The sequence below is a fragment of the Leptospira ainlahdjerensis genome (assembly GCF_016919175.1).
Lineage (GTDB): Bacteria > Spirochaetota > Leptospiria > Leptospirales > Leptospiraceae > Leptospira > Leptospira ainlahdjerensis.
In genome coordinates, this window is the sequence record NZ_JAFFPU010000082.1 from 32659 (window position 1) to 56697 (window position 24039).

22 protein-coding genes and 2 pseudogenes are annotated in these 24039 nt (G+C 41.4%); 18 read left to right on the forward strand and 6 right to left on the reverse strand.

Annotated features, from left to right (window positions below):
• Positions 1–2 precede the first annotated feature (2 nt).
• From JWG45_RS22540 to JWG45_RS21550, 3 genes are all read left to right on the forward strand, one after another.
• On the forward strand, positions 3–1772 hold the full coding sequence (locus JWG45_RS22540; protein ID WP_205281665.1) for a nitric oxide reductase activation protein NorD: 1770 nt from the start codon (positions 3–5) through the stop codon (positions 1770–1772).
• 114 nt (positions 1773–1886) lie between these two features.
• Positions 1887–2501: a methyl-accepting chemotaxis domain-containing protein gene (locus JWG45_RS21545; RefSeq protein ID WP_205281666.1), complete on the forward strand. Its 615-nt coding sequence runs from the start codon at positions 1887–1889 to the stop codon at positions 2499–2501.
• On the forward strand, positions 2470–3201 hold the full coding sequence (locus JWG45_RS21550; RefSeq protein ID WP_232380818.1) for an oxygen-binding di-iron domain-containing protein: 732 nt from the start codon (positions 2470–2472) through the stop codon (positions 3199–3201). Before JWG45_RS21545 ends, JWG45_RS21550 begins: the two co-directional genes overlap by 32 nt.
• 191 nt (positions 3202–3392) lie before the next feature.
• Here the strand turns inward: JWG45_RS21550 and JWG45_RS21555 are convergent, their stop codons facing one another.
• The 3 genes from JWG45_RS21555 to JWG45_RS21565 all read right to left on the reverse strand — a co-directional run bounded on the left by JWG45_RS21555 (position 3393) and on the right by JWG45_RS21565 (position 5721).
• Complete coding sequence (locus JWG45_RS21555; protein WP_205281668.1) at positions 3393–3650, reverse strand: hypothetical protein; 258 nt, start codon at positions 3648–3650, stop codon at positions 3393–3395.
• Positions 3651–3864: 214 nt separating this feature from the next.
• The gene (locus JWG45_RS21560) at positions 3865–5043 is read right to left on the reverse strand and encodes an NnrS family protein (RefSeq protein ID WP_205281669.1); all 1179 of its coding nucleotides are present in this window, start codon (positions 5041–5043) and stop codon (positions 3865–3867) included.
• 54 nt (positions 5044–5097) lie between these two features.
• On the reverse strand, positions 5098–5721 hold the full coding sequence (locus JWG45_RS21565; protein ID WP_205281670.1) for a Crp/Fnr family transcriptional regulator: 624 nt from the start codon (positions 5719–5721) through the stop codon (positions 5098–5100).
• 320 nt (positions 5722–6041) lie between these two features.
• Here JWG45_RS21565 and JWG45_RS21570 point away from each other — a divergent pair, with 320 nt between their 5' ends.
• The 9 genes from JWG45_RS21570 (at position 6042) to JWG45_RS21610 (ending at position 14578) form a co-directional block, all read left to right on the forward strand.
• A complete protein-coding gene (locus JWG45_RS21570) occupies positions 6042–6446 on the forward strand; it encodes a c-type cytochrome (RefSeq protein ID WP_205281720.1) in 405 nt (134 codons plus the stop codon).
• 11 nt (positions 6447–6457) lie between these two features.
• Positions 6458–8380, forward strand: coding sequence for a Sec-dependent nitrous-oxide reductase (gene nosZ / locus JWG45_RS21575; protein ID WP_232380819.1), 1923 nt, complete (start codon positions 6458–6460; stop codon positions 8378–8380).
• Positions 8381–8392: 12 nt separating this feature from the next.
• On the forward strand, positions 8393–9001 hold the full coding sequence (locus JWG45_RS21580) for a hypothetical protein (protein WP_205281671.1): 609 nt from the start codon (positions 8393–8395) through the stop codon (positions 8999–9001).
• On the forward strand, positions 8991–9431 hold the full coding sequence (locus JWG45_RS21585; RefSeq protein ID WP_205281672.1) for a nitrous oxide reductase accessory protein NosL: 441 nt from the start codon (positions 8991–8993) through the stop codon (positions 9429–9431). The genes JWG45_RS21580 and JWG45_RS21585 overlap by 11 nt, the downstream gene beginning before the upstream one ends.
• A complete protein-coding gene (locus JWG45_RS21590; protein WP_205281673.1) occupies positions 9428–10708 on the forward strand; it encodes a nitrous oxide reductase family maturation protein NosD in 1281 nt (426 codons plus the stop codon). Before JWG45_RS21585 ends, JWG45_RS21590 begins: the two co-directional genes overlap by 4 nt.
• Entirely contained in the window at positions 10705–11424 is a 720-nt protein-coding gene (locus JWG45_RS21595; protein WP_205281674.1) for an ABC transporter ATP-binding protein, read from the forward strand. Before JWG45_RS21590 ends, JWG45_RS21595 begins: the two co-directional genes overlap by 4 nt.
• Complete coding sequence (locus JWG45_RS21600; protein WP_205281675.1) at positions 11421–12206, forward strand: ABC transporter permease; 786 nt, start codon at positions 11421–11423, stop codon at positions 12204–12206. The genes JWG45_RS21595 and JWG45_RS21600 overlap by 4 nt, the downstream gene beginning before the upstream one ends.
• Positions 12207–12803: 597 nt before the next feature.
• Positions 12804–13349: a hypothetical protein gene (locus JWG45_RS21605; RefSeq protein ID WP_205281676.1), complete on the forward strand. Its 546-nt coding sequence runs from the start codon at positions 12804–12806 to the stop codon at positions 13347–13349.
• Positions 13350–14167: 818 nt separating this feature from the next.
• The gene (locus JWG45_RS21610; protein ID WP_205281677.1) at positions 14168–14578 is read left to right on the forward strand and encodes a hypothetical protein; all 411 of its coding nucleotides are present in this window, start codon (positions 14168–14170) and stop codon (positions 14576–14578) included.
• 77 nt (positions 14579–14655) lie between these two features.
• Here the strand turns inward: JWG45_RS21610 and JWG45_RS21615 are convergent, their stop codons facing one another.
• Positions 14656–15027: a hypothetical protein gene (locus tag JWG45_RS21615; protein WP_205281678.1), complete on the reverse strand. Its 372-nt coding sequence runs from the start codon at positions 15025–15027 to the stop codon at positions 14656–14658.
• Between the two features lie 1072 nt (positions 15028–16099).
• Between JWG45_RS21615 and JWG45_RS21620 the strand changes: the two genes are divergently transcribed.
• The 4 genes and pseudogenes from JWG45_RS21620 to JWG45_RS21630 all read left to right on the forward strand — a co-directional run.
• Complete coding sequence (locus JWG45_RS21620; RefSeq protein WP_205281679.1) at positions 16100–16894, forward strand: hypothetical protein; 795 nt, start codon at positions 16100–16102, stop codon at positions 16892–16894.
• Positions 16895–16986: 92 nt separating this feature from the next.
• A pseudogene (locus JWG45_RS22360) lies at positions 16987–17381 on the forward strand (transposase); the annotation flags it as partial.
• A complete protein-coding gene (locus JWG45_RS21625; protein WP_205281680.1) occupies positions 17278–18513 on the forward strand; it encodes a transposase in 1236 nt (411 codons plus the stop codon). The pseudogene JWG45_RS22360 and the gene JWG45_RS21625, both read left to right, overlap by 104 nt.
• Positions 18455–19735 (forward strand): annotated as a pseudogene (locus JWG45_RS21630) (transposase); the annotation flags it as partial. The gene JWG45_RS21625 and the pseudogene JWG45_RS21630, both read left to right, overlap by 59 nt.
• Before the next feature lie 3 nt (positions 19736–19738).
• Here the strand turns inward: JWG45_RS21630 and JWG45_RS21635 are convergent.
• Positions 19739–20602: a flagellar hook-basal body protein gene (locus tag JWG45_RS21635; protein WP_205281681.1), complete on the reverse strand. Its 864-nt coding sequence runs from the start codon at positions 20600–20602 to the stop codon at positions 19739–19741.
• Positions 20603–21276: 674 nt separating this feature from the next.
• A complete protein-coding gene (gene perRA, locus JWG45_RS21640) occupies positions 21277–21711 on the reverse strand; it encodes a peroxide-responsive transcriptional repressor PerRA (RefSeq protein WP_205281682.1) in 435 nt (144 codons plus the stop codon).
• A gap of 173 nt (positions 21712–21884) precedes the next feature.
• Here perRA and JWG45_RS21645 point away from each other — a divergent pair, with 173 nt between their 5' ends.
• Positions 21885–22436, forward strand: a complete 552-nt coding sequence (locus JWG45_RS21645; RefSeq protein ID WP_205281683.1) for an ankyrin repeat domain-containing protein — start codon at positions 21885–21887, stop codon at positions 22434–22436.
• Complete coding sequence (locus JWG45_RS21650) at positions 22433–23887, forward strand: catalase (protein WP_205281684.1); 1455 nt, start codon at positions 22433–22435, stop codon at positions 23885–23887. The genes JWG45_RS21645 and JWG45_RS21650 overlap by 4 nt, the downstream gene beginning before the upstream one ends.
• The last annotated feature ends 152 nt before the right edge of the window (positions 23888–24039 follow it).

Here is a 24039-nt window from a genome sequence, read left to right on the forward strand (position 1 = left end):
GAGTGAGCTGGGAAGAATTTACATTCAAACATCTTTATGGATTCGTACAACGATGGATCGGAGAAAAAGAGGATCCAACCGAGACTCGTGTAACGCTTTCACAGGTAAAAGACCGGCTTTCGGTTCTCGCAAAGGCTCTCACCGGCGAAAATATAGAAATTTTGACCGCGGAAAAAGTGGGCGGTTATCAGAAGAATCGATTCTTTCTTCCGAAGGATTATTCCCACGGACCAAACAAAATTAATAATTTAGAATTTTATATTTTCAGAATATTGTATCTCAGTATGCAGAAAAACCTGAACTTAAACTGGAAGGACGGGCTCGATAAAAAAAAAGAAGAGTCCCTGCAAAAAGCGCGGGAAAACCATTTTTTGGTTTTGGAAAATCTCCGGAGAGTTTATCCGGATTCCTGGGACACCGTTTCTTCCGTGATCGAAACGGAAATCGCATTCCAAAAAAGGAATATTCCTGATTCTAAATTCGAACCAGACCTTAGCTATTTACACGGATTGTGGATGTCCGCGCCGTCGGATCAGAACGATCGGAAAGATAGGGCTCCTTTGGAAACCGGGCCGAAACGTAAAGATTTGATCGAAACTGAGATCGAAGGATTCGCGAGGGAAAAGATCGAATCCGTCGAAATTGATAAAAAGTCGCAAGCGGATTATACACTTCAACATCATTTTGAAAAGGTGGATACGATCGAAGAGTTCAACGGAAATTGGAGGGACTTCGACGGATCGGACGAACTTTCGGAACAAAAGGACGCGCTTCAAGAATTGGATTTGAGGAATACGGTCCGATCCGAAGATCCGACACATTCCATCTTTCGGACGGATTTTTTATTCGGATCGATACTTCCTGAAATTCAGAACTCAAAACCGACTCGGGATTCGATTCCTTACGACGAATGGGACGCGTCCAAAAAAAAATATAAAATAGGTCATTGTAGGGTTTTTCCTCGGGCACTGGACGAGGAGGATCCGGCTTTTGGCGCGAAGGCGCTTTCGGAAAACAATTCGGTTTTAAACGTCTTAAGATCCCGTTTTAATCGATTTGTAAATGAACGCACCGCAGTCAAACGCCAGTTAGACGGTGAAGATTTGGATTTGGATTCGATCGTCGATTATTTTACGGATCTTCTTTCCGCACGAAGTCCCTCGGAAAGAATTTATATTTCCAGAAAAAAGACGTCGAGGGATATATCGATCCTTGTTCTAATGGATACAAGCCTTTCCACGGATTCCTTTGTTGAAAATCAGAGAATCTTAGACGTGGAAAAAACTTCTTTACTTCTATTCGGTCAACTCTGTTCGGAATTCGGAGATCGATTTCAGATCGATTCCTTTTCTTCCAGAACTAGAAATCACTGCGATTACTTCTCGATCAAAAAGTTCGAAGATTCTTGGTCGAAGGCAAAAAATAGAATCGGAGCTGTTCAGGCGAGCGGTTATACGAGAATCGGTCCAGCGATTCGTCATGCTCTGATACAAATCAAAAAGGAAAGGAGTGCAAAACGTTGGATTCTTCTTTTATCGGACGGAAAACCGAACGACTACGATCGATACGAAGGTCGTTACGGAATTGAAGACGTAAAACAGGCGATCCGAGAATGTGAAAAAGACAAAGTCGGTTTTTACGCGCTTGCGATCGACAAACAGGCTAAACAATATCTTCCAGCGATGTTGGGACAAGGTTCGTATCGAATTCTTCCGAATCCTTCGCATTTACCGGACGCGCTTACCGACTTTTATATGAAACTTTTAAGATAGTTCTTTCGATTTCGAAACGTCCGATTTAAGGCAGGAATTTGAATTTTAGAATATTTAAAAAATTGAATTCGTTAAAAAGCGTGGTAGAATTCTATCCGATACCCAAAAAATAGAATGGAAAAAAAATTACTCAGAAAAACCGCTTTCATCAACGAGGACGTAAAGGCCATTTCGTCCCTGGCCTTCGGAATACGCGTAAAAGCCTTGAATTCTATCATTCTATCGGTTCATGCCGGGAGCGCCGCAAAAGGTTTTGGCGTTGTCGCTCAAGAAATTATTTCTTTTAGCAAAGCAACGACTCAAATCACCGAGGAACTTACAAAAGTAATGTATTCTTTGAGCCGAGAAGCGAGTCATCAGGTCAAAAACCGAATCTCTTTTGAAAAAGCCAAAAAGATAGAGAATTACGGAAACAAATCCGAAGCCCTCAAAAAAATGATACAATCCTTCGAATCTAAGGAAGTCGACTTTGAAAAAACTACCCTTTCGATTCAAAATTCGATGTTGATTCGAACCAAAAATTTAATCCGACAATGTCTGGATGGAAGGGTGATCAGTCTTCAGGCAAAAATCGAAAGCGAGTATATCGGAGAGGACAAAGCGAAAGCGGGTATAGTCGCTGAAAAATTCTCCGCATCAATCGAATCGATCGAAAATCTGGCTAAAAAAGTTTTGGATGGATGGAAAAATGAAAAGAATGGAAACGATTTATTCCAATCAGGATTATAGTTGGTCTGTAATCGCGAGAGATCCCGATAAGCCGGGTTATATCATCGACACGAACGAGTATCTTATCGTTTCCTCCGGTCAGGGTTTACTCACCGATCCAGGCGGTAGTGAAATTTTTCCGGAAGTGTTTTCGGCGATCTGTGAAAAATTCGATCCGACTCAAATCACTAAAATATTTTCAAGTCATCAGGATCCGGATATCATTTCCTCCCTTTCGCTTTGGCTCGAGGTCAATCCGGATCTCAAGTGCTATCTGAGTTGGTTGTGGTCCAGTTTTGTTCCTCACTTCGGAGGAAAGGAGGATACGTTTATTCAGATTCCCGATTCCGGGATCGACGTTGTGATCGGAAACCATACGTTACGCGCGATTCCCGCTCATTATCTTCATTCTTCGGGAAATTTTAATTTGTACGATCCTACCTCAAAAATTTTATTCAGCGGAGATATAGGAGCATCTCTTTTGCCTCCCGATCATACGGATCTATTCGTCACGGATTTTGACAAACACGCGGGCTATATGAAGAAGTTTCATCAGAGATGGATGGGATCCAACGAGGCTAAAAAAAAGTGGATCCGGGAAATTCGAAATCTAAAAGTCGATATGATGGTTCCTCAGCACGGGGCGCTCTTTTCGAAAGAACAGGTTCCAAAATTCTTGGATTGGTTCGACGATTTGGAAGTTGGTATTACGGAAATCTAATGCGTCTTTTTTGATAAAATCATCGGATAGAACTCTTACGATTTGAAAACTCTGATTGTGGAATACGGTCCCGGATAAAAATTTTGTGAGGTGAGCTTTTATTCTTATATAGTCTTTCTTTTTTCTCATATATTCGCCGCGATTTTTTGGATCGGCGGAATGGTCTCTATGTATTTGTATTTTGGGCAGTTTTAAAAAATCCAGCTTATGGAAACATAAGGATCGATTTGTTTTACGAACTCGCGTTTCCATTTAGAAAAATCGCCTATTCTATATTTGCCGTTTTCTTTGCTAGCGGGATCTCGATTCTTTATTTGAAAGATATCGATCGAAGGATTTCGGACTTTTACTTCAAAATCCGTTTTATACGATCGTTTGTAAAATAGTCCTTTTTGTGTTTTGGTTTTCAGTTTGATTTTCCACGACTTCTTTTTTGCCCGTTGACTCAAAAGTTGATCCTCGAAAACCCGATCCTTGGGGAAAGATACCGCCGGAAGGCGGCTTTTCTCGGAGGCGTGAATCTTTTTCTATCCATTCTCATCGCGATCTTGGGAATCTTATTTTCGAGAGGTCAGAATTCACTTTGATAAACGGAGGTTCGACTCTTTGAAAAAAAAATCGAAATTCAGGCCGAGAAAGTATTTCTTTCTAAAAAATACTCCTTTATCTTTGCGAATCGATTCTCGGGCCGAGGAGTATATTCCAATATTCGAATATTACAAGAGCGAAGGAAAGGATCCAAAGAATCCCCGAAATCCCGTATCCGATGGCCGCAAAGCCGAAAATCGGAAATAAAACTCGCACAACAAACGAAAGTATAATCATCCAATATCCGAAACTGATCGTTTTGGAGGCGACTATCTGTCTTCCCGTATGCCCCAGCGACACACGAGTGATCATTCCGTAGATAAAACCTCCGATTGCACCCACGGTTAGGATGTGAAAGGCGGCTGATACGGGAAACAAACCCAAATGGGAAAACCCGTAGAAAACGATTCCAAGGATCAGCCAAAAATACGATAAGTGTAGAATTCGCAAAATCGGTGTTTTGTGAGATTTCCAGGGCTCCCATAAATGCCAGCGATAAATTTGTAATGCCGCGAATGTAAACGCAAAAAGGCCGGCCCCGGTTCGGAACGTCGGAAACCAAAACAGCAACGATTCGATTCCTACAAAAAGAAACGATCCGTAATGACTCCAAGTTTCGATTTTCTGAATTCTCCTCGGATTGGAACCGGCGACGGCGACCGAAGTAAAAAATGGTAAAATTCTTCCAGCGATCAAAATAATAAAGATCAACACGGAAAAGATTGAAATGTGAATCCAGTGTAATGTGAGTGCGGAAGGAATCACTTCTAATATCGAGAGGATCGTAATTCCGTGAGCAAGGCCGAATAACGTGTAACAGACGACGATGACCCGATTGTGCTCTTGTCCTTTTTGTATCAATTTTGGAGCGAGCAAATACAAGGCCATTAGGTCGCAGAAAAAATCACTCAAGAAGGAGAAGTAGGAGATAAGGGGGACTTCGATCCAATAAAATCTTCCCAAAACCCAAAGAAAGAATAGGAGAAGCAGTGATCTTTCTCGGATCAATACGCTCTTTGTCCAATTTTGAGCGGCTGTAAATAAAAATCCTAATATTGCCGCCCTCGCAAAGCCGAAAACCATTTCGTAGGAATGAAACGACACCAAGCCTATAAACGACGGAGGTTTTACGAATGAAAAAAGAATCAAGATCCAGATAAGAATCGATCCCACCGCATGAAGTGACGCTCCGAGAAAAAAAGGGCGAAACGCATTCGTCCACAGATGAGTTCTGAAATTCAAACTTAAATTCATACTTTCATTCTAAGATAAACTCGCGATTTTTCATTGATTTGTATCAAAAGACAATTAGAGAAATTGTTTGAGTCCGTCTCTGTTTAGAATTTTGATCTGTCCCCTTTCCGGATCGATGATCTGAAGATCTTTCAATTGTCTTAGGATTCTGGAAAACGTTTCCGCCCTCAGAATCAACATGGATGCGATTTGACCGTGATTGAGAGGAGGACAGTCGGCAGGAAGATGATATAAAAAGTGAGCCACTCTTTGCATCGAATCCATGGTAAGTCCGCGATTGATCGTCATATTCAAAGACTGCATTTTTTGAAATAATGACTGTAGGAGCAGGTGATTGAGCGCAATATTGTTTTTGATTTCATCTTTTAGCTGAGACAGTGGAAGGCGGATTATCTTAGAATCGACGATAAACCTTCCCGAAGCAGGATACGGCATCCCTGTGATGATTGGCAATTCGGCGATGAGAGAATTGGAAGAAAAGAAGTTCATCGTGATCTCGTTTGAATTTCCGTCGTATTTAAAGATCTGCACGGTTCCTTCCGTTAGGAGATCCAAAGAATTCGGCGTGTCTCCTTCGTGAAAAAGAAATTCTCCCTTCTTATAGTGTTCCACTTTTCCGTTGGCGAAAATGGAAAGAATCTCTTTGTCTTCTATTTCTTCAAATATATTCAGTAACATGATCGTATTTCTCGCTATTATTGGATAAAATCATTCTTTTTTGGATTCTCTCTATACCGGAAAATACACTTCACTTTTTGTTCTTCGTCTCATTCTTTTGTAATTGGGGAAACGATGATAATTGTCAATCGAATGTTTTACATCCACTTGATTTGGATCAATTGAGAAATTTTTATTTAGACTATAATCAGATCATAATTCTGCGACGTGTGGATCGGATGTTTTCACCTGCGGGAAGGATTTAAGTTAGAGTGAGGATTCAGATGAGTATTCGATTTTATAATCAAAAGTTTGGAGGTGGATGGAAGGGAAACGCGGTCATGATCGCAATTTCTGTAATATTAGGAGTTTATTGTGGAAAAGCGGAAGAAAAACCCAGTTCCTCCGAAAATTCCAAAGGAATAGGTCCTGTGGCCTCGGTTTCGTTGGCGGCGTTGGATGAAACCCTTGCAAACAAGGGGAAAAAACAATTCGAAGCAAAGTGCAGCGCCTGTCACAAATTCGAAGAGAAGGTCGTTGGGCCAGCGTTATCGGGAGTTACTCTTCGGAGAACTCCGGAATGGATCATGAACATGATTCTGAATCCCGTTGAAATGACTCAAAAAGATCCGATCGCACAAGGCCTCCTTGCGGAACACCTGACTCAGATGACCTTTCAGAACGTTCAGGAAAGTGAGGCTCGGGAAATTCTCGAGTATTTTAGAAAAATGGACAGTAAGAAATAGGAGAAATTTTTATGAAGATAAGATCGATATCCATCCGATGTCTTTATCTATCCTTAATCGTCTTCGCTCTGGCGACGGGCTGTAAGGGAGGGGCTTCCACGGCTACGCTTGCTTCCGACGCCGCGAAACGAGTCTACATAGCTCCCGGCGATAAGGACGAAGTCTATGCATTTTTATCCGGAGGTTTTAGCGGGCAGATGTCGGTTTACGGGGTTCCATCGACTCGTCTCTTTAAGATCATACCGGTTTTTTCAGTCTTTCCTGAAAACGGGTACGGTTACGATGAAGAAACCAAGAACATGTTAAAAACTTCTTACGGATACGTTCCTTGGGACGATAGCCATCACATCGAGGCGTCCATGACCGACGGAAAACAAGACGGCCGTTGGTTGTTTATGAACGCAAACAATACTCCTCGTTTGGCGAGGATCGATTTGAAATCTTTCGAAACCAAAGAAATCATCGAAATTCCGAATACGGCGGGAAACCACGCTTCTCCGTTTGCGACCGAGAATACCGAATATTTGATGGCCGCCACCCGATTCTCCATACCGATACCACAAAGCAGCGTTAAGGTGGAAGAATTTTCGAAAGGCGCCTTCAAAGGAACGATCACGATGGTGAAGGTCGATCCGAAGTCGGGAAGACTTTCGATCGAATTACAGGTGTTAGTTCCCGGATTCGATTACGATCTTTCTCATTGTGGAAAAAATAAGTCGCACGACTGGTGTTTTTTTACGAGTTACAATTCCGAACAGGCCCACAAGATGTTGGAAGTCGGCGCTTCTAAAAACGATAAGGATTATATTTTAGCGTTTAACTGGGTGCGTGCAAAACAATGTCTGGATCAAGGAAAGGCGAGTAACTTCGGCGGAGAATATTATAGAAACTTTCTTCCCGAAAACCAACCTGCGATCTCTGAAAAGTTAAGCGGAGTTAAGATGCTCCAACCGAAGGACTGTCCTGGTATCATGTATTATATGCCGACGCCGAAAAGTCCGCACGGAACCGACGTGGATCCAAGCGGAGAATATATCGTGGGCGGAGGTAAACTCGCAACCGTGATTCCAGTGCATTCTTTTTCTAAACTGATGGAAGTTAAGGATAAACCGGACCATAGATCGGGAGAAATTTCGAATATTCCAGTTTTGAAATATGAATCCACTTTAGCGGGAGAAGTTAAAAAACCGTGTTTAGGCCCTTTACATACCGAGTTTGACGGAAAAGGCTTTGCCTATACTTCTTGTTTTGTGAGTTCGGAAGTGATCAAATGGGAATTGGGAACATGGGATGTGGTTCAACACCTTCCCGCCTATTATAGTGTAGGTCACTTATCTATCGTCGGAGGCAGCTCCAAAGATCCTTATGGAAAGTATCTCATCGCTTTAAATAAGATCACAAAGGACCGATACCTTCCCGTTGGAATGGAACTTCCTCAGAGCGCCCAACTCTACGATATTTCCGGAGGAAAGGCGGAACTTTTGTCCGATTTTCCGACCGCGGGAGAACCTCACTATTCACAAATGATCCCCGCTAAACTTTTGATGGATAAGGCCGCAAAGATCTATCCTCTGGAAGATAACAAACATCCTTACGCGGTTAAGAATGAAAAAGACGCCCGCGTCGTGAGAGAAGGAAACACTGTGAGAGTCTATATGACTCAGATACGGTCACACTTCAAACCGGATATCATCGAAGTCAAAAGAGGAGACACCGTTTATTTTCATGTGACCAACTTGGAACAAGACTTTGACATCCCTCACGGTTTTGCGATCGGAGGAGCTCCGGATATGCCGAACCTTTTGATCATGCCAGGTCAGACAAGAACCTTTAAATGGCAAGCGGCCAAACCGGGCATCTTTCCTTTCTACTGCACTGATTTTTGTTCCGCTCTTCACCAAGAGATGCAGCAATACATCAGGGTCAGTCAGTAAATAGGCCGAGTGATGAAAGGTTTTTTCTTTAATAAGCTAACTAAAGTTCATCGACTCCTAATCTTAGGGGTCGGCGTCTTTTTGTTAACGGTGTTCTTAATTCCTATCTGGCATATCTCTTTAGCCGCCCCGCAGTATCCGGAAGGTTTGGCAATGCAGATCTGGATTTATAAAGTTACCGGAGCTACACCTTACGATTTACAAAATATTAATTTACTAAATCATTACATTGGAATGCATGAGATCGTTTCGGATTCGATTCCTGAACTCTTGTTTATGCCTTACGTTCTTGCGTATTTGATAGCAGGCGCCTTTTTTACGGCTTTTTTTCCAAGGGTTTATATGGTTTTATTGGGAATTTTTAATTTTGTATTGTTAGGCACCGTAGGTCTGGTGGATTTTTGGCGCTGGGAATATAACTACGGTCACAATCTTAACCCGGATGCACCGATCATCGTTCCCGGTATGGCGTATCAGCCTCCGTTGCTCGGTTGTAAGGAAATGTTGAACATCACGGCTTGTAGCTTTCCTTCCTGGGGAGGAATCGTTTTGTTGATATCGCTTTCGATTCTCATCCTGATCATAGTTCGGGAGAGGAACAGGTCAGAAAATGAAGTTTAGAATTTCCTTATGGATGCTGGTTTTTGTGTTAGGAGGTTCTCTTTCTTGCGGACCCAAGGAAGCGCTGATTCCGGAACGAGGAAAGGAGAAGTGTAACCATTGTTCCATGGCAATCGTGGACATGAGATTTCATTCGCAGTTGCTTACCGATAAGGGAAGACGATATTATTTTGATTCTATAGAATGTTTATATTCTTACAAAGAAAGTTTGGAATTGGAGAGGTTTCGTACGTGGGTTACGGATTACGAAAATGTGACTCGAATGTTAAGCGAAGAGGAAGCAGCAATCGTTCAGTCCGAGGAAATTCATTCTCCGATGGGAAAGGGATTGGCTGCGTTTTCGTCTTTGGAAAATGCGCGCGAGTATCTAAAAAATCATAAAGGTTCCATCCTAACATCTGAGGCAAATCAAAAAAGAAGCGATCGATGAAAGATATAAAGCGGAATTTTTTTGCGAACCGGAGGATTCGATACGGATTCTTTTTGTTCTGTTTCTTTTGGAAGATCGGACCTACGGCGGATCTGGACTCAAAAGAAATCCGAGTCTGCTCTCTTTGTCCATTGAATTCGATACAGAAGGCGATCGATTCCGCGAATCCCGGTGATAAAATCCGGATCGAGGCCGGATTGTACGAAGAGGCTTCGATCATCGTAAACAAGTCTCTTGTGATAGAAGGTTCTTCGGAGAGCGTAATCGATGGAAAAAAAAACAAACACGTAATCGACGTTCAGTCCGATCGGGTCACGATTCGAAATCTAAAAATCAGAGGAAGCGAAGTTTCCGATACGAATGAATTTGCGGGAGTTCACGCCGAAAAAGTGCAAGGTTGTATTTTTGAAAATCTCGTTTTTGAAGACAATGCTTATGCGCTCTATCTTGCAGAAGTGGACGGATGTAAGCTGCTGGACAATCGTTCGAACGGAAACGCTGAAAACGAAGTCTCGGGCGGAAATGGAATTCATCTATGGTCTTCAAAAAACGTTCGAATCGTAGGGAATCATCTGGAACGACATCGGGACGGAATCTATTTGGAATTTTCATCAAATCTCAAAATTGAAAAGAATTTTTCAAAAAACAATATTCGTTACGGAATGCATTTTATGTTTTCTTCGGATAATGATTTTAGAAAAAATACATTCCAACAAAACTCCGCGGGAGTCGCAGTCATGTATAGTAAGAATATTCTTATAGAAGATAACGTATTTGCAGAAAACTGGGGAGACAGTTCCTATGGATTGCTTCTGAAGGAAATTTCGGACAGTATTCTTATTAAAAATACTTTCCAGAACAATACGATCGCCGTCTTTGCTGACGGCTCGAATAGAAATTACTTTACTTACAATGAAATCGTAAACAACGGATGGGGGATCCGTGTTTTGGGAAACAGCGATCAGAATCAATTCGTCAAAAACGATTTTAAGAGCAACGTCTTTGATATCAGCACGAATACAAAGAGGACCACGAATACGTTTCAGGAAAACTATTGGGATGGTTACAAAGGTTATGATTTGGATCAGGATCGGTACGGAGACGTTTCGCACAAGCCGGTTCATTTTTTCGGTTACTGGGTTGCTGTGTATCCGTTTTTGATGATTCTTTACCAGTCTCCCGTGGTGATTTTTTTACAGGGAATTGAAAACGCTTTTCCGATCGTAACTCCGATCGATTTTGAAGACCGAATGCCGAGTATGAGAGCGAATCGATGATTCGGGTGAATGACTTAGAGGTTGTGTACGGAACGACCGTGGCGGTTCGAGATCTTTCCTTTATTGCGGAAGGCGGTTCGATTCTTTCCATCATCGGCCCGAACGGATCCGGAAAAAGTTCCCTCTTAAAAAGTTTAATCGGACTTGTAAAACCGAAGGAGGGGAAAATCGAGATCAAAGACAGTGCAATTTTTAATCAGGATACCGGCGTTTCCGCGATCGGATATATGCCTCAGTCTCCGTTCTTCCCGAAAAATCTAAAAGTGAAAGAATTGATCGAATTTTTTAAAAGACTGGAGCCTGTGGATTCGATCGATTTTCCAGCGTTATACGAAATTCTTGGTTTAAAAGAATATGAGGATCAGAAGTTCGGCGCTTTATCAGGAGGTACTAAACAAAAAGTGAATATACTTCAATGTTTTTCCGCAAAAAAGCCGATCTATATCGTGGACGAACCGACCGCTAGTTTGGATCCCTATATATCGCATCTATTAAAGAATTTATTAAAGCGAAAAAAAGAAGAGGGAGCTTTGGTGATTTTTTCAACTCATATCCTAAACGAAGTCGAAGAGATTGCGGATCGTTTTTTACTGATGGCTGAAGGACGATTGTTGATCGACGATTCTCCCAAAGAATTTATCAGAAAGAACCAAAAAGAAAATTTGCAATCCACTCTGATGGAATTTTGGAACCAAGAGTTTTCGAAAACACAATGATAGAGATCCTTTTATTCGAAGTAAGAGAGAATGTCCGAAGCCGCTGGTTGTTTGTATTTACTGGTTTTTTGGCGCTGTCAGTTTCCGCGCTCAATTATTTCGGAGACGAAAACGGAACTAGGCTGATCACGAGTCTGATGAACATAGTCTTACTAATTGTTCCTTTGTTCGCGATTTCCTTTGCCGGTCTTTCCTTTTTGGATTCGCTTCCGTTCGCCGAGGTTTTACTCTCGAAGTCGGTTACAAGAAGAGAATATTTTTTCGGGAAATATTTTGGGATTTCGCTTTCCCTTTCTTTAGGACTCGTTGTGGGAGTTGGAATTCCAGGAGTTATTACTTTTTATTCGGATTCTGCTTTTTTGCTTCTATTTTTCGAACTGATCGTCTTCGGTCTTACATTGATCTTTATCTTTGTTTCACTAGCGTTTTTGTTGGCTTCTTATTTTAAAAAGGGAGAATTGATCATTTCAGGGGCTCTTCTCATCTGGTTGTATTTTTTTGTATTCTTCGATTCTATCGTGTTTATGTTCAGCGTTTATTTGGGAGAGTATCCGGTCGAAATTCCTTCTTTAATCATCATTTTACTCAATCCTATCGATTTGGTTCGAATCGTTATGATTTTGCAGACAAAGGCGTCTGTTCTTCTCGGTTTTTCCGGAGCGTTTTTGTTGAAGACGATCGGGTTCCAATCCTTACTAATTCTTTCCGTGTTTTTTCTTTCAGGTTGGATTTTGATTCCCCTCTGGATCTCCTACAAAAGATTTGTCAAAAGAAATTTTTAGAAAGATTATAAATTTAAAATATATGAATATTTAAATGAATCGTTAGCAAAGCTCTAAAAAAAAGTCCTCTGGAAAGTTTATAAATGGGCGCGCCTTGGATTGTGTCGCTATTTAAGGTCCGTTTCGATGGTGTAGGAATGGTATTCCTGCCTCCTTCTAAGTATTGCGCTGCGAAAACGTCCTTCTGGGATTAAAAAATTCATTCCTAAAAAAACTTGTGAACCGATGCTTGTTTCGTCGAATGACATTCGACTTTTTTTCGATGGTAAGAGTCTGATGAGCGGTCTTATACTTACTAAGTTTAAAAAAGAGATCCTCTTTGCTTTTACTTTTTTTATCTTAGAATCGTGGTAAACACCCACGGAACGAGAGCTCTGTTATGAAATTTAGAGACACGATCGTTTCATAATAAATGAGGATTGAGGGGATTATCGAAAATAAAAAACTGTGTCAATCGAAGTTTTCATACACTCTGGAAATGTTCTGTCCTTATTTTCCTTTTAGCCTTACGACTTTTTAAATTTATTTTCATCGACCCGGGCCAACAAAGGCCGATTCGGAAAGATTTTTCCCGTTGATATGGATCAATGCGGAAGAATGGATTCGGTGTTATATTTTCATGAAGATTCACTGAGTTTAAATCTGTTCGACCTGCAACAAGGCCAACGGGAGGCGAATATGACTCACGATGCTTGTTTTATACAAAACGAATTGGGAAAGGCGGAGGCACGTTTAAGAAAACGATTGAGAACGAGTCAAAGAAAAAATCAGGACCGCTTTGAGATCGAATGCGCTTTGGATTCGAAGGCGATTATCATCGAAATGAATCCTCAGTCTTGGCCGCTTCTCCGATTGAGTCCTTCGGAAATGATCGGAACTAATTTTGAGAATTTTATTTGCAGCGGCGATCTTTCTAAGTGGAGAAAGATTTTTGTAAAAATTTTAGAACAAAGTGCGGTGATTCATACGGAACTCAGCCACGGTAAAAAAGACGAAGAGGCGGTCGTGTTGCGCTGGTCTTTTTTTATGGACGAAGACGCGATTATTCATTGTAAGGCGAAGGATGAAACCGGGTTCTTAAAGAATGTATTGAAAGAATTGATTCTTTCCAAAGAGATCGAAATTATTAAGACTCTCGTTTAGAATACAAATTTATATGTGGGGGCGAAACGGCTAAAAGTTCCTTTATGCAGATGAAATGATTTACCGGGAAGAAACCGGTGATAACGAGTTACCCGGAAGTTTTCAATATCCGAGCGATCCTTGTTATCCCTTCGGAGGTAAATTATGAATTAACGAAATGTATACGGATTGTCTATTCTTACACATTAAGAAATGTCCTACACTGAGACGGAAAAGTGAATGGGCCAGATTCCTATCTTGGAAATTCGATTGATACAAGGGTTTCTCGTTTTTTGACCTGGTCGGACCCGGATACATTAAAAATATATTATATACTTAAAAACTAGATCCTTGATTTTTACGTTAAGTTCATTTTTTGGTCCGATTATTTCCGTACCGGTAAGTTTGTTTTGGAACAAACCTTGATTTAAACTCCGATACGCGCTGAGACAAACACAATGCAAATGAATTTTCGTTCGAAAGATCGGTATTCGTTTGCTTTTGGAGTGGAATTCGACAGAGGTCAAATTCTTAAATTTAGGATGGGTTATAGTTACGGTAAATTTCCGATACTGGAACGAGGTTTAAGTCCAATCTTAGTGAACACCAACGAACAACATTTAGCGGGTGGATCGGATCCTATTGGAATATAACTGTGCGTTTCACCCGGCAATGGAATACGGATTCCTAAAACGTATGAACGGAAAGCCCTCTTCGGATTAGAGTCGCACTCCGTGTTTACGTCGAACGTCGTTTTGTTATATTCTTTTCAATTTGATACGTATGTGATCGTTTTGGTCTTTATTTCGGCTATGAATGGAATACATAGAGGTGAAATTATGAATCTAAGAAAAATTCCGTGGGGATTTATTTCGTTTCTATTTTGGATGGGAACGACTGGGGTATTGGTATTTTTCTTTGTAAAAGGAAATAGTGAAATTTCAAAGGACGGAAGGACCGCGATTCGCTTAACGGAAGAAGAACGAATGTTAGTCTTGTCTGAAATGAGAGGACTCCTTACGTCGGTGAACGGAATTTTAGGAGGTCTTGCCGAAAAAAAATTTGAAAGGGCGGCCCAAGCGGCTTCAAATTCGGGGATGGGACTCGTGAAAAGTTTGGAAAACGAGGAGAAGAAAATTCTGTTAAAACTTCCCCTTGAATTTAAACGTCTCGGTTTTGGAACCCACGAACAATTCGACAAGATTTCGATTCAAATCCGCGAGAAACAAGAGATCAAAATCCTTCTTTAAGGAATGGATGATCTAACAAAGAAATGTGTCGCTTGCCACGCTGCATATAAAATCGAGGAGATAGAATGATAAAGCTATTAGTTTCTATAGGCTTCGGTCAGCCACCATCGGATTCCCATAAATGCAATTCCGAATGCGATCAGGTAGAACGCGATCGGTAGCGTGAGGGTCGGTTTGATCGCTCTTTCTTGACTAACGATCACTTGGACCTTTGCGCCAAGGTCGTCGGAGTTTGCGTTTTCTACTTCTCCAAACTGGACTTTGTTATCATAAGTCCAAAATCCATTGCAGATTTCTGCGCGACGAATTTTAGTGCAGGCAGTTACGCTTGCGGTTGAATTCGCTCCCGTTTTCTGGTTATAAATAAGATACGTCCCGCCCATAAGGAACGAAATACTAAAAAGACTGATGAGAACGATCGTGATAATATTCTGAGTTTTGTGCGTCATATTTTAATCCCGGTTCTGTGTTTATTCAAAATATTGAATAAACAAATTGGAAGCGTTCGTTACTTTGATTTCATAAATAAGTAACCGTTCTGTTTTGTGAGCTTTTCAAAAAAATTGATAAAAATAAACACGTTATCCGATCATAAATTCTTTCTATAACTGCTTTGAAAAAAGAGATTCTTTGTTTCCTTCGAATTCTGCGGTTTGTTCCTGAATTTACGTTGTATGTTCCTTTGAATTCCAGGCCGTTGACTTGGGAACGGATTTTCTCTCTTTCCATTTTTGTCGATTGATAGTGTGGTATATTAAGAAATAGAGAGCTTTGATCGTATTCAGGATCCTTACACGATGGGTTGAATCCGTTCTGTTTTTTTTTTCGATCTCACTGATAAGCCAATGAAGGGGAGATGGATCTGCTGATTTACGTTCAAAATTCTTTTTATTCGAAAAAACAGTGGTTTTGAATTCGCTTCGATCTAAGAGACGGGGATCTCTGAAGTCTTTTTGAGAGCTTCTTCTCTTCAAAGATGTATTTCAAGGAGTCAGATTCTATTTCGGTAGAGAGAGGTCCTCTTGAGTGAGTAATTCTTTTAGAATGGGATTCGAATCTCTTCTTTTCTATTTTAAGAAATTTCAGTTTCACGTGTAATGATTGTGGATTTTGAAATCGGCTTTTTTTATTTGCGAATCTCTATATCTCGTTTGACGTCTCTCTGGAAGCAGGTCTCAAGAGTGATTTATTTGAATTAACCCCGATTCTGGTTTTTTGTATATCACCTCGGTTTGTCTCATCGGTGAATTTTGGAGCGGGCCTGAAATATAAGAAAAAGCATTGGTTTGAAGGAATATTCAATAATTATAATTCTATTAAAAATGGGGTTTGTCTAGAAAATCTGCTTTTGTGTTTAATAGTTTTGAGATAGAACTAATCTTTGATTCTTGTTTGGAATGAGATTGAGCTGGTAAGGAATGAAGGTGCAGAATCTACGAGTAAGTCGATCCACGTTTTGTCTCTTCGCGTGATATACTGATTAGAATCTATATTTAAACAATGGGCTTTTTCGGAGAAAAAATGAATCAGAAAATTAGGATCTTTGTATCGATCATCAGTGTCTTTTGCTGCGTGGGATTATTCGGACAGACGAAGGAAGAGGCGGAAGTCAAACTTTTAGAAAGTAAGGATAAGATGAATTTGATATTTAAAAAGATCAATGAGTTGCCAACCCAGAAAAAAGGGGCGCCTTATGGAAGATATGTTCAAGTAAGGAGAGAGTGTGAGAGAGGAGAGGATTATGTTAAACACTATAATAATTTCAAGGGCGCGGTGCAAATCTTAACTCAGTGTATTGCGGACCTTAATGTGATCTCAACCCAATACTCTTTAGGGATTTCGGATGTCGCCATTGCTGTGCCGATTCAAACACAGACAACTTCTAATAATGCGCCACCACCGCCTGAAACGCAAACAAAACCTTCCGAACCACCGGCGCAAAATGAAAAGCCTAAGGTAGAAAATTTCTGCGGTGACGATAAAGCTTTGTACGTATTTAGCAAGAGAAAGCGTTGTGCCTTAATCGGTAAAGAGCTTATGAATTATAAGGCGGCCGAAAAGTATTGCAACAGTCAGAATATGCGACTTTTGAGTTCTGTTTGGATGGCGAATAAGGCGGTTCTATCAACATTGGGAGAATTTTACAAATCGAAAGGATGGGATTTTAAAGATCAAAATCTGTGGCTCGAATTCTATGATAATAAATACTCTATGGCGAAGGCTTCAAATATTACTGACATGTTTAGTTTTAAGATTGAGGAGTCTGTTCCCGGAATTTTAGGTTTTCCTGTTTGTGATGACACTCGAGGATTCTAAGGGGTCGTAATGTTTCAAAGTTGTTTCAAGGGATGGGAAACCCCGTCCCTTGAGATTCCGCTTACACTGGATTTGTTCGTTTGCGAACTTGCAACCAAAGAGCTGGAGGAAATCACAGATTCCTGAAATCGGCTTTTGCTTCTTACTGTTATATTCGTCCTGAAAACGCTGCTCGTTACTTGAATGAGTTTTCCTTTCTCAAGAATGCTCCTATGTTTGGGTGCATGGGATTTGTGAGAATGCGTATCAGGATTATGTAAGTAAGTGTGATGCTGGACGCGCTGTCAAAAATGTTGCGGATGATGGTGAAGGTGTTGATCAACGAAGAGGGGTGGGTAGAGTATCCTTTGGTTCCGATCCCCGAGGGCCGTTAGGTCCAGCAGTTGGGATCGGAAGGAAGGGATGTCTATCTATCCCGTATAACCATTGTTCAAAACCCGCATGCAAACGAAGGACAAAGCGGAGTTCGAACGAGCAAACGAAGTAAGAAATCAACCTCCAAATCTCCACCGAAAAAATACAAACACGCAGGAATCCAGATTCCATTTTTCGAACAGATCACAAAGAAGATTCTCAATGATTTCTACGCAAAGACGTGCGAGAATTGCGAAGATCAAATTCTTACCAAAGGAATCTCTACACGACCGGATGTTGTTCGCTGTCCGGTTTGCAATTACCAAACGTCAAGGATCTCATATACACCGCTTCATCATTTCAAACTTCCAAAGTGGATGTTTGGATACGTGTTCTACGAATCTCTCATTCAACATCCGAAGGTTCTCACGACCGTAGAGATCTCTAAGCGACTTTCCATATCTTACAAAGGCGCAACACTTCTCAAAAGAAGATTTCAACTGTTCGCATCACAACAGCTTCCTAAATACAAAGAGATCACCTTCAAGGCTCTTGAAGAAGAATTTCGTGACTTCTCACTTCCACCAGACGAGAATATCGACATTACAAGCAAAATGAAGGATCGTTCGTATATTTGTGCGGATACAGCCGTTTTGTATTCTGCATCGGAGAGAGCGAACAAAGGAAGAAAGAGATACCGTCATGGAGGAGCCACAGCGTCGATCTATCTTTCAGACAAACTTGGAGGAAAGCAGGTTGGAACGTTGGTTCATACGATTGCAGTAAAGGGTGGTCCTGTATTCTTTCACTCGGTTCCAAATCAAAAAGCAAACACACTTGGACCGATTCTCAAAGACCATCTTCCAATGAGAACTCCGCTGTTTACAGACCAAGGATACCAATGGCTTTGGGGGATTTACAAGAATCATCGTTCAGTAAATCATTCTGCAAAATCAAAAGAGGGTAGATATCGATGGGCGAAAGATCGCTGGAGCAAGAATGGAGTTCACTCACAAGTAGCGGAAGGCAACCAGAGACTGCTGAAAACTTCGTTCGGTACTTATTGCTATCTAAGGCCGGAGAACTCGACGCTCTATTTAAACGAATTCTCGTTTCTCAAAAACGCCAGAGTTCTCGGTCTTGATATTATATCAGAAAATCAAGGTCTGTTGGGGAAAAGTTTGAGTAATTGTCTATCTGTTTCTCAGAACCAATCCCAACCGACAGATTCAATTTCTTACTCAAGTCCCCGAAACACAGAGTAAGAAACCTACTAAAATGAGGATCGCTCGGGATCTGAATTTTAGTACCGCAAAAGTTTCCACCCCCATTCAGCCATCACGCCCTCAACCACTAACGTCAGAACAACTGAAAGAGAAACGTAAGAATCCAGCAATCAACATCGACTTCTTTACGAACTTAACTAAGAAAATCCTGAATGACTTCTACCCAAAATACTGTCCGAATTGCCCCGACACTTTACTAACCAAAGAGATCTCTACTCAGCCTGAATTGATCCGATGTGAAGGATGTAGGTATCTAACGTCACGTCTGAGTTACACCCCCCTTCATCACATGAAACTTCCGTTGTGGATGTTCTCTTACGTTTTCTACGAGAGCATGATTCAGCATCCGAAGGTAGTTACTGCAACTGAGATCAGTAAAAGACTGAGAATTTCATACAAAGGTGCTGCAATGTTGAAGAAAAGATTTCAAGTCTTCGCCTCACAGCAACTTCCTAAATACAAACAACTTACCTTTGATGCACTCGACAGAGAGTTCAAGGACTTCTACTTACCACCTAATGAAGATACTGATATTACTGAAATCATGGAAAATCGTCCATACGTCTGTGCTGATACAGTAGTTTTGTATTCAGCAAGTCAGAGAGCCAATCAAGGACGTAAGCGGTATCGCCACTCTGGTTCTACATCTTCTATTTATCTCTCCGAAAAACTTGGCGGAAGACAAGTTGGAACCTTAGTTCACACAATTGGGATTAAGAATGGACCTGTCTTCTTTCACTCAGTCCCAAATCAAAAAGCAAACACACTTGGACCAATCATCAAGGATTATCTTCCTTTACGAACTCCCTTAATGACTGATGAAGGTTATCCTTGGCTTTGGGGCATCTACAAAAATCACCGAAGTGTAAATCACTCAGCACATTCTAAAGATGCTCGCTACAAATGGGCAAGAAACAGATGGAGTAAGAATGGAGTCCATTCACAAGTGGCAGAGGGAAATCATCGGTTACTCAAATCTGCTTTTTCTTCTTACTGTTACATTCGTCCTGAAAACTCTACTCGTTACTTGAATGAGTTTTCGTTTCTCAAGAACGCTCATGTGTTTGGTTTGGATGTGATTTGTGAGAATGGAGAGATGCTTGCTGGGGAAGTTGATGAGGGAAGAGGGGTGGGTAGAGTATCCTTTGGTTCCGATCCCCGAGGGCCGTTAGGTCCAGCAGTTGGGATCGGAAGGAAGGGATGTCTATCTCAGAACTTCATTGATGAGTTTTCCGAGCAAGCTATCCTGAGTTTGAACGGTCTTTTGATTGGCCTCGTAAGAACGGTTTACTTCAATCATTTCTACCATTTCGGTGACTACACTCACGTTAGATGCTTCAAGATAACCTTGAAGAACAGAGGGTTCGTCTTTGAGTTCGAAAGGAACCGGCTCTCCAGACTCAGGGGTATCCGCATAAAAGGAATCGCCTTCCTTATCTAGATGACGAGGATTCTCAACCGTTCTAATTTTAAGTTTATCGAGCAGAACGGGAGTTTCAAAGCGGTTCTTTTCAAGAGAGGTTCCATTGACCGGATCGTTTCCAATTTCACCGTTGATCCAAACTTCTCCATTCTCTTTGATTAAAAAGTTTCCTCTTGCGACTCGAATCGGACCGTTTTCTCCCAGAAGAGGAAATCCTTGCGGTGTGACTAAATAGCCGTTTGTATCCATAACGAATGCTCCGCTCCGAGAAAGTCTTTCTCCTCGGTTAGTCATAACGCTGAAAAACGCGGGATGTTCGTTTCCGGGTTTATCTTGGAGCATGATGTCGAATGGATTTTCGGTCTTCTTTACGGCGCCTTGTTCAAACCGTGTGTAAACCTCGTTGACTTCTCCACCTAACCCAAGTTTGCCGACTACCGGAGCGGTGTCAAAAGATCCCATCGGAACCTTCCCGACTCCGTCTTCGTCGAAACGATGAAGTAGAAGTTCGGGAAATGTTTTAAACACAGTAGTATCTCTTTTGAAAGCGGTCTTATCAACGTTTGCCAGATTGTTTGAAATCACATCCATTCTTGTCTGTTGGATGATCATCCCATTCGCGCCCGTGTACATTCCTCTCAGCATTGTCCTTTCTCCTCTACCTTCTTAGGATCGGCGAATTTTTAAAATTCAGTAGGAAATTTGAAGACATAAACCGGAAAAGAATTGAGTTTCACGGCTGTTTTTTAGTCGAAAGGGGCATCACCTGATGCCAAATCGAGGAAGCTGCGACAAAAATCGCCCTGAGGAGAGAGATTTGTAGGAGTTTCTACAAAGGAATTTTTTTTTGCAAAATTAGAATTTTGTGATAAAGGAAAGTCACCCGAATTTTTCCACCACCCGCCCCTCCACCCGAAAATTTGGGAGGGGCGTGACTTTCACGGAAAGGTGTCGTAGTTCCGACAGATTTCCGTTCGGGGCCGGACAACTTATGGTTGAAGGGAGGCCGAGAGGTTAGGGCGTTTGCGACTTTTCGGAGCTGCAAAGTTTGTTCTTAGGAGATTCAAATCGTACCAATTTCTTATCTTAAGGATTGTAAGTTCGTTTGCTATTTTTTTTTGGGGATTCTTTCTCGTTGAATGTCTGTCTATGACAGACTTTTTTTTTTGGGAAAAATTCAGAAGGCGATTTTTGGAAGGTTCTATTTTTGGCTTCTAAAATCTAAAGGGGTGATTCCGAAATCGGAAAAAGAACATTAGAATTTTCTAAAATTCCCATTCCTTTGAATGAGGCTTACGTCATCGGAGCCGAATCGCGTCTTATCTCCTTTTGCCTTTCAGAGTGATCAAGAGATTGCAATTTTCAAAGGAACTTCCTGTTTTTTCTTCGAAATCTTTTTTAAGTTCAGAAAGAATTTTCTCTTGCAGTTTAGAATCCAACTCGATATCAAAAATTTCCCCGGTCTCTTCGTCGAGGGCATGATGGTGATTTTTCACATTCGAATCATAGAGAGTGATCCCGGATTTAAGTTCCAGAAGATTAACAATGCCTTTTTCCGCAAAAAGTTTCAGGTTGTTGAAGATGGTGGCCCGGGAAGCGTTCGGAAAGTGTTCGTTTATTAATTGAAACACTTGATCCGCAGTCAAATGTTGAGGTTCTGAAAGCAGAAGATTCGCCATCTGCAACCTTTGAACGGTAACGTTGATTCCCGCATCCTCCAGAATTTTTTTGCTTCTTTCGAAAGAATTCTTCATAAGAACAATCTCCCAGATTTCCTTTTTTTTGTCATTAATTTAGACTAATTCTAAAAAAAGACTTGGCCTAATTATTTACTATATTATACTAAGTCTAAATTTAAAATAAATCTCATAAATTCAAAAACAGAGCAGTTTTAGACTTTTGATAAAGATTTCTTTCGGAGGTAAAAATGGAGACAGTACAAAAGAATACGGTGGATAAGAATTTTTTAGATTCTCCACAAACGAAATCTGATGCCTGGGAAGAATTTAGGAAGAGCATGAATTCGGAAGATCCTTGTTTTGATCTATCGAGAAAGGGAAATCTCGTCGCATTGTCTTCTCGTCTTCAAACGTTCGGCGACCTCGAACGGAAGAACCAAAAGGGTTACACCTTACTCATGTTAGCTGCTTACAGCGGTCGAGAAAAGACGGTTCGTTTTCTCATTTCGAAAGGAGCGAACGTCAACTCCACAGATCATTCTGGAAATTCGATTCTCATGGGTGCGGCTTTCAAAGGTTTTGAGAAAGTCGTCCGGATTCTTCTCAATGCCGGAGCTGATCCGAATTATCAAAACTCCAAAGGTCAAAACGCATTCCAATTTTCTGAAATGTTCGGACGAGTGCATGTCAGCGATCTTCTCTCCAAAAGTAAACGAAGTCGATTCTCCAGGCTCGGGTCGTTTATCAATTCTTGGTTTCAATATTTCACTCAAAACGTGCTTAAAGGAGGCAGACAATGAGTAAGAAAATCCTAACGACGTCCGGAGGACATCCGGTTTCTCAAAATCAACATTCTCTCACGGCAGGTCCGAGAGGACCCGTTCTGATTCAAGACACTCACCTTATCGAGAAGTTGGCTCACTTCAATCGCGAAAGAATTCCGGAAAGAGTGGTTCACGCAAAAGGAGCGGGAGCCTACGGAACTCTTATGATCACTCAAGATCTTTCCAAGTATTCGAGAGCCTCCGTATTCTCAAAAGTTGGAAACCAAACTCCGCTTTTTCTAAGATTCTCCACCGTGGCAGGCGAAAAAGGATCCGCGGATACGGAAAGGGATCCGAGAGGATTCGCGATCAAGTTTTATACCGAAGAAGGAATCTGGGATCTGGTGGGAAACAACACTCCCGTGTTTTTTGAAAGAGATCCTTTGAAGTTTCCGGACTTCATCCATTCTCAAAAACGAGATCCGGTTACGGGTTATAAGAATCCGTTTCGAATGTGGGACTATTGGGCGAAATCGCCGGAAGCTTTACACCAGATGACGATTCTTTTTGGCGACCGTGGAATTCCGGATGGTTATCGTTTTATGAACGGTTACGGAAGTCATACTTTCGGTCTTTGGAACACAAAGGGAGAACGCTTCTGGGTAAAGTTTCACTTTAAGTCTTTGCAGGGAATCAAAAATCTCAGCGTAGAAAAAGCGGCCGCGTTAGCCGGAACCGATCCGGATTACGCGACGAGAGATCTTTTCGAGGCGATAGAAAGAAAAGAATTTCCGAAATGGAGATTCTGCGTTCAGATCATGCCGGAAGAAGAAGCCGAAAAAACCAAATTCAATCCTTTCGATCTCACAAAGGTCTGGTCTCATAAAGACTATCCGTTGATCGAAGTCGGGATATTGGAGTTGAATAAAAATCCTAAAAACTATTTCGAAGAAGTGGAACAGGCTGCGTTCTCTCCCTCAAATATGCCTCCCGGTATCGGTGCTTCTCCGGACAAGATGTTGCAAGGAAGGCTCTTTGCATATCCCGATGCACAGAGATATCGTCTTGGAGTTCAGTATCAGCAACTTCCTGTCAATCGATCTAAGAATCAGGTAAACGTTTATCACAGAGATGGGAGCGTAAAGTTTCAATCCGATGGAGACTACGACAACTACGAACCGAACGGGTTTGCAGGGCCTTTTCAAGATTCTTCTTTCGCCGAGCCTCCTTTGAAAATTTCAGGAGACGCTGCTCGTTACGACTCTCACTCGGATAATGACGATTATACGCAAGCAGGAGATCTTTACCGTTTGTTAAAACCTGAAGAACGGGATCGATTGACTTCAACGATCGCTTCTACGATGAAAGGTCTTCCGAAAGGATTGATCGTCGCGAACGTAAAACATTTCTACCGCTGTGATCCCGAATATGGAACGAAACTTGCCGAAAAGACGGGAGTTAGCCAAAGCGAAATTACCAAAGATTAAAAATTATTAGTTCTATCTGAATCCAATCTGTTTGAGCGAGTGAAAGGCCGGCCTTTATCTTAGTAAAAGGAGTCTTTTCTCGCTCTTTTTTTATTATGCACCCTAAAAAAGGATAAAAAGTAGTTGCGTAATTAAACCAGAATGAGTCCAAG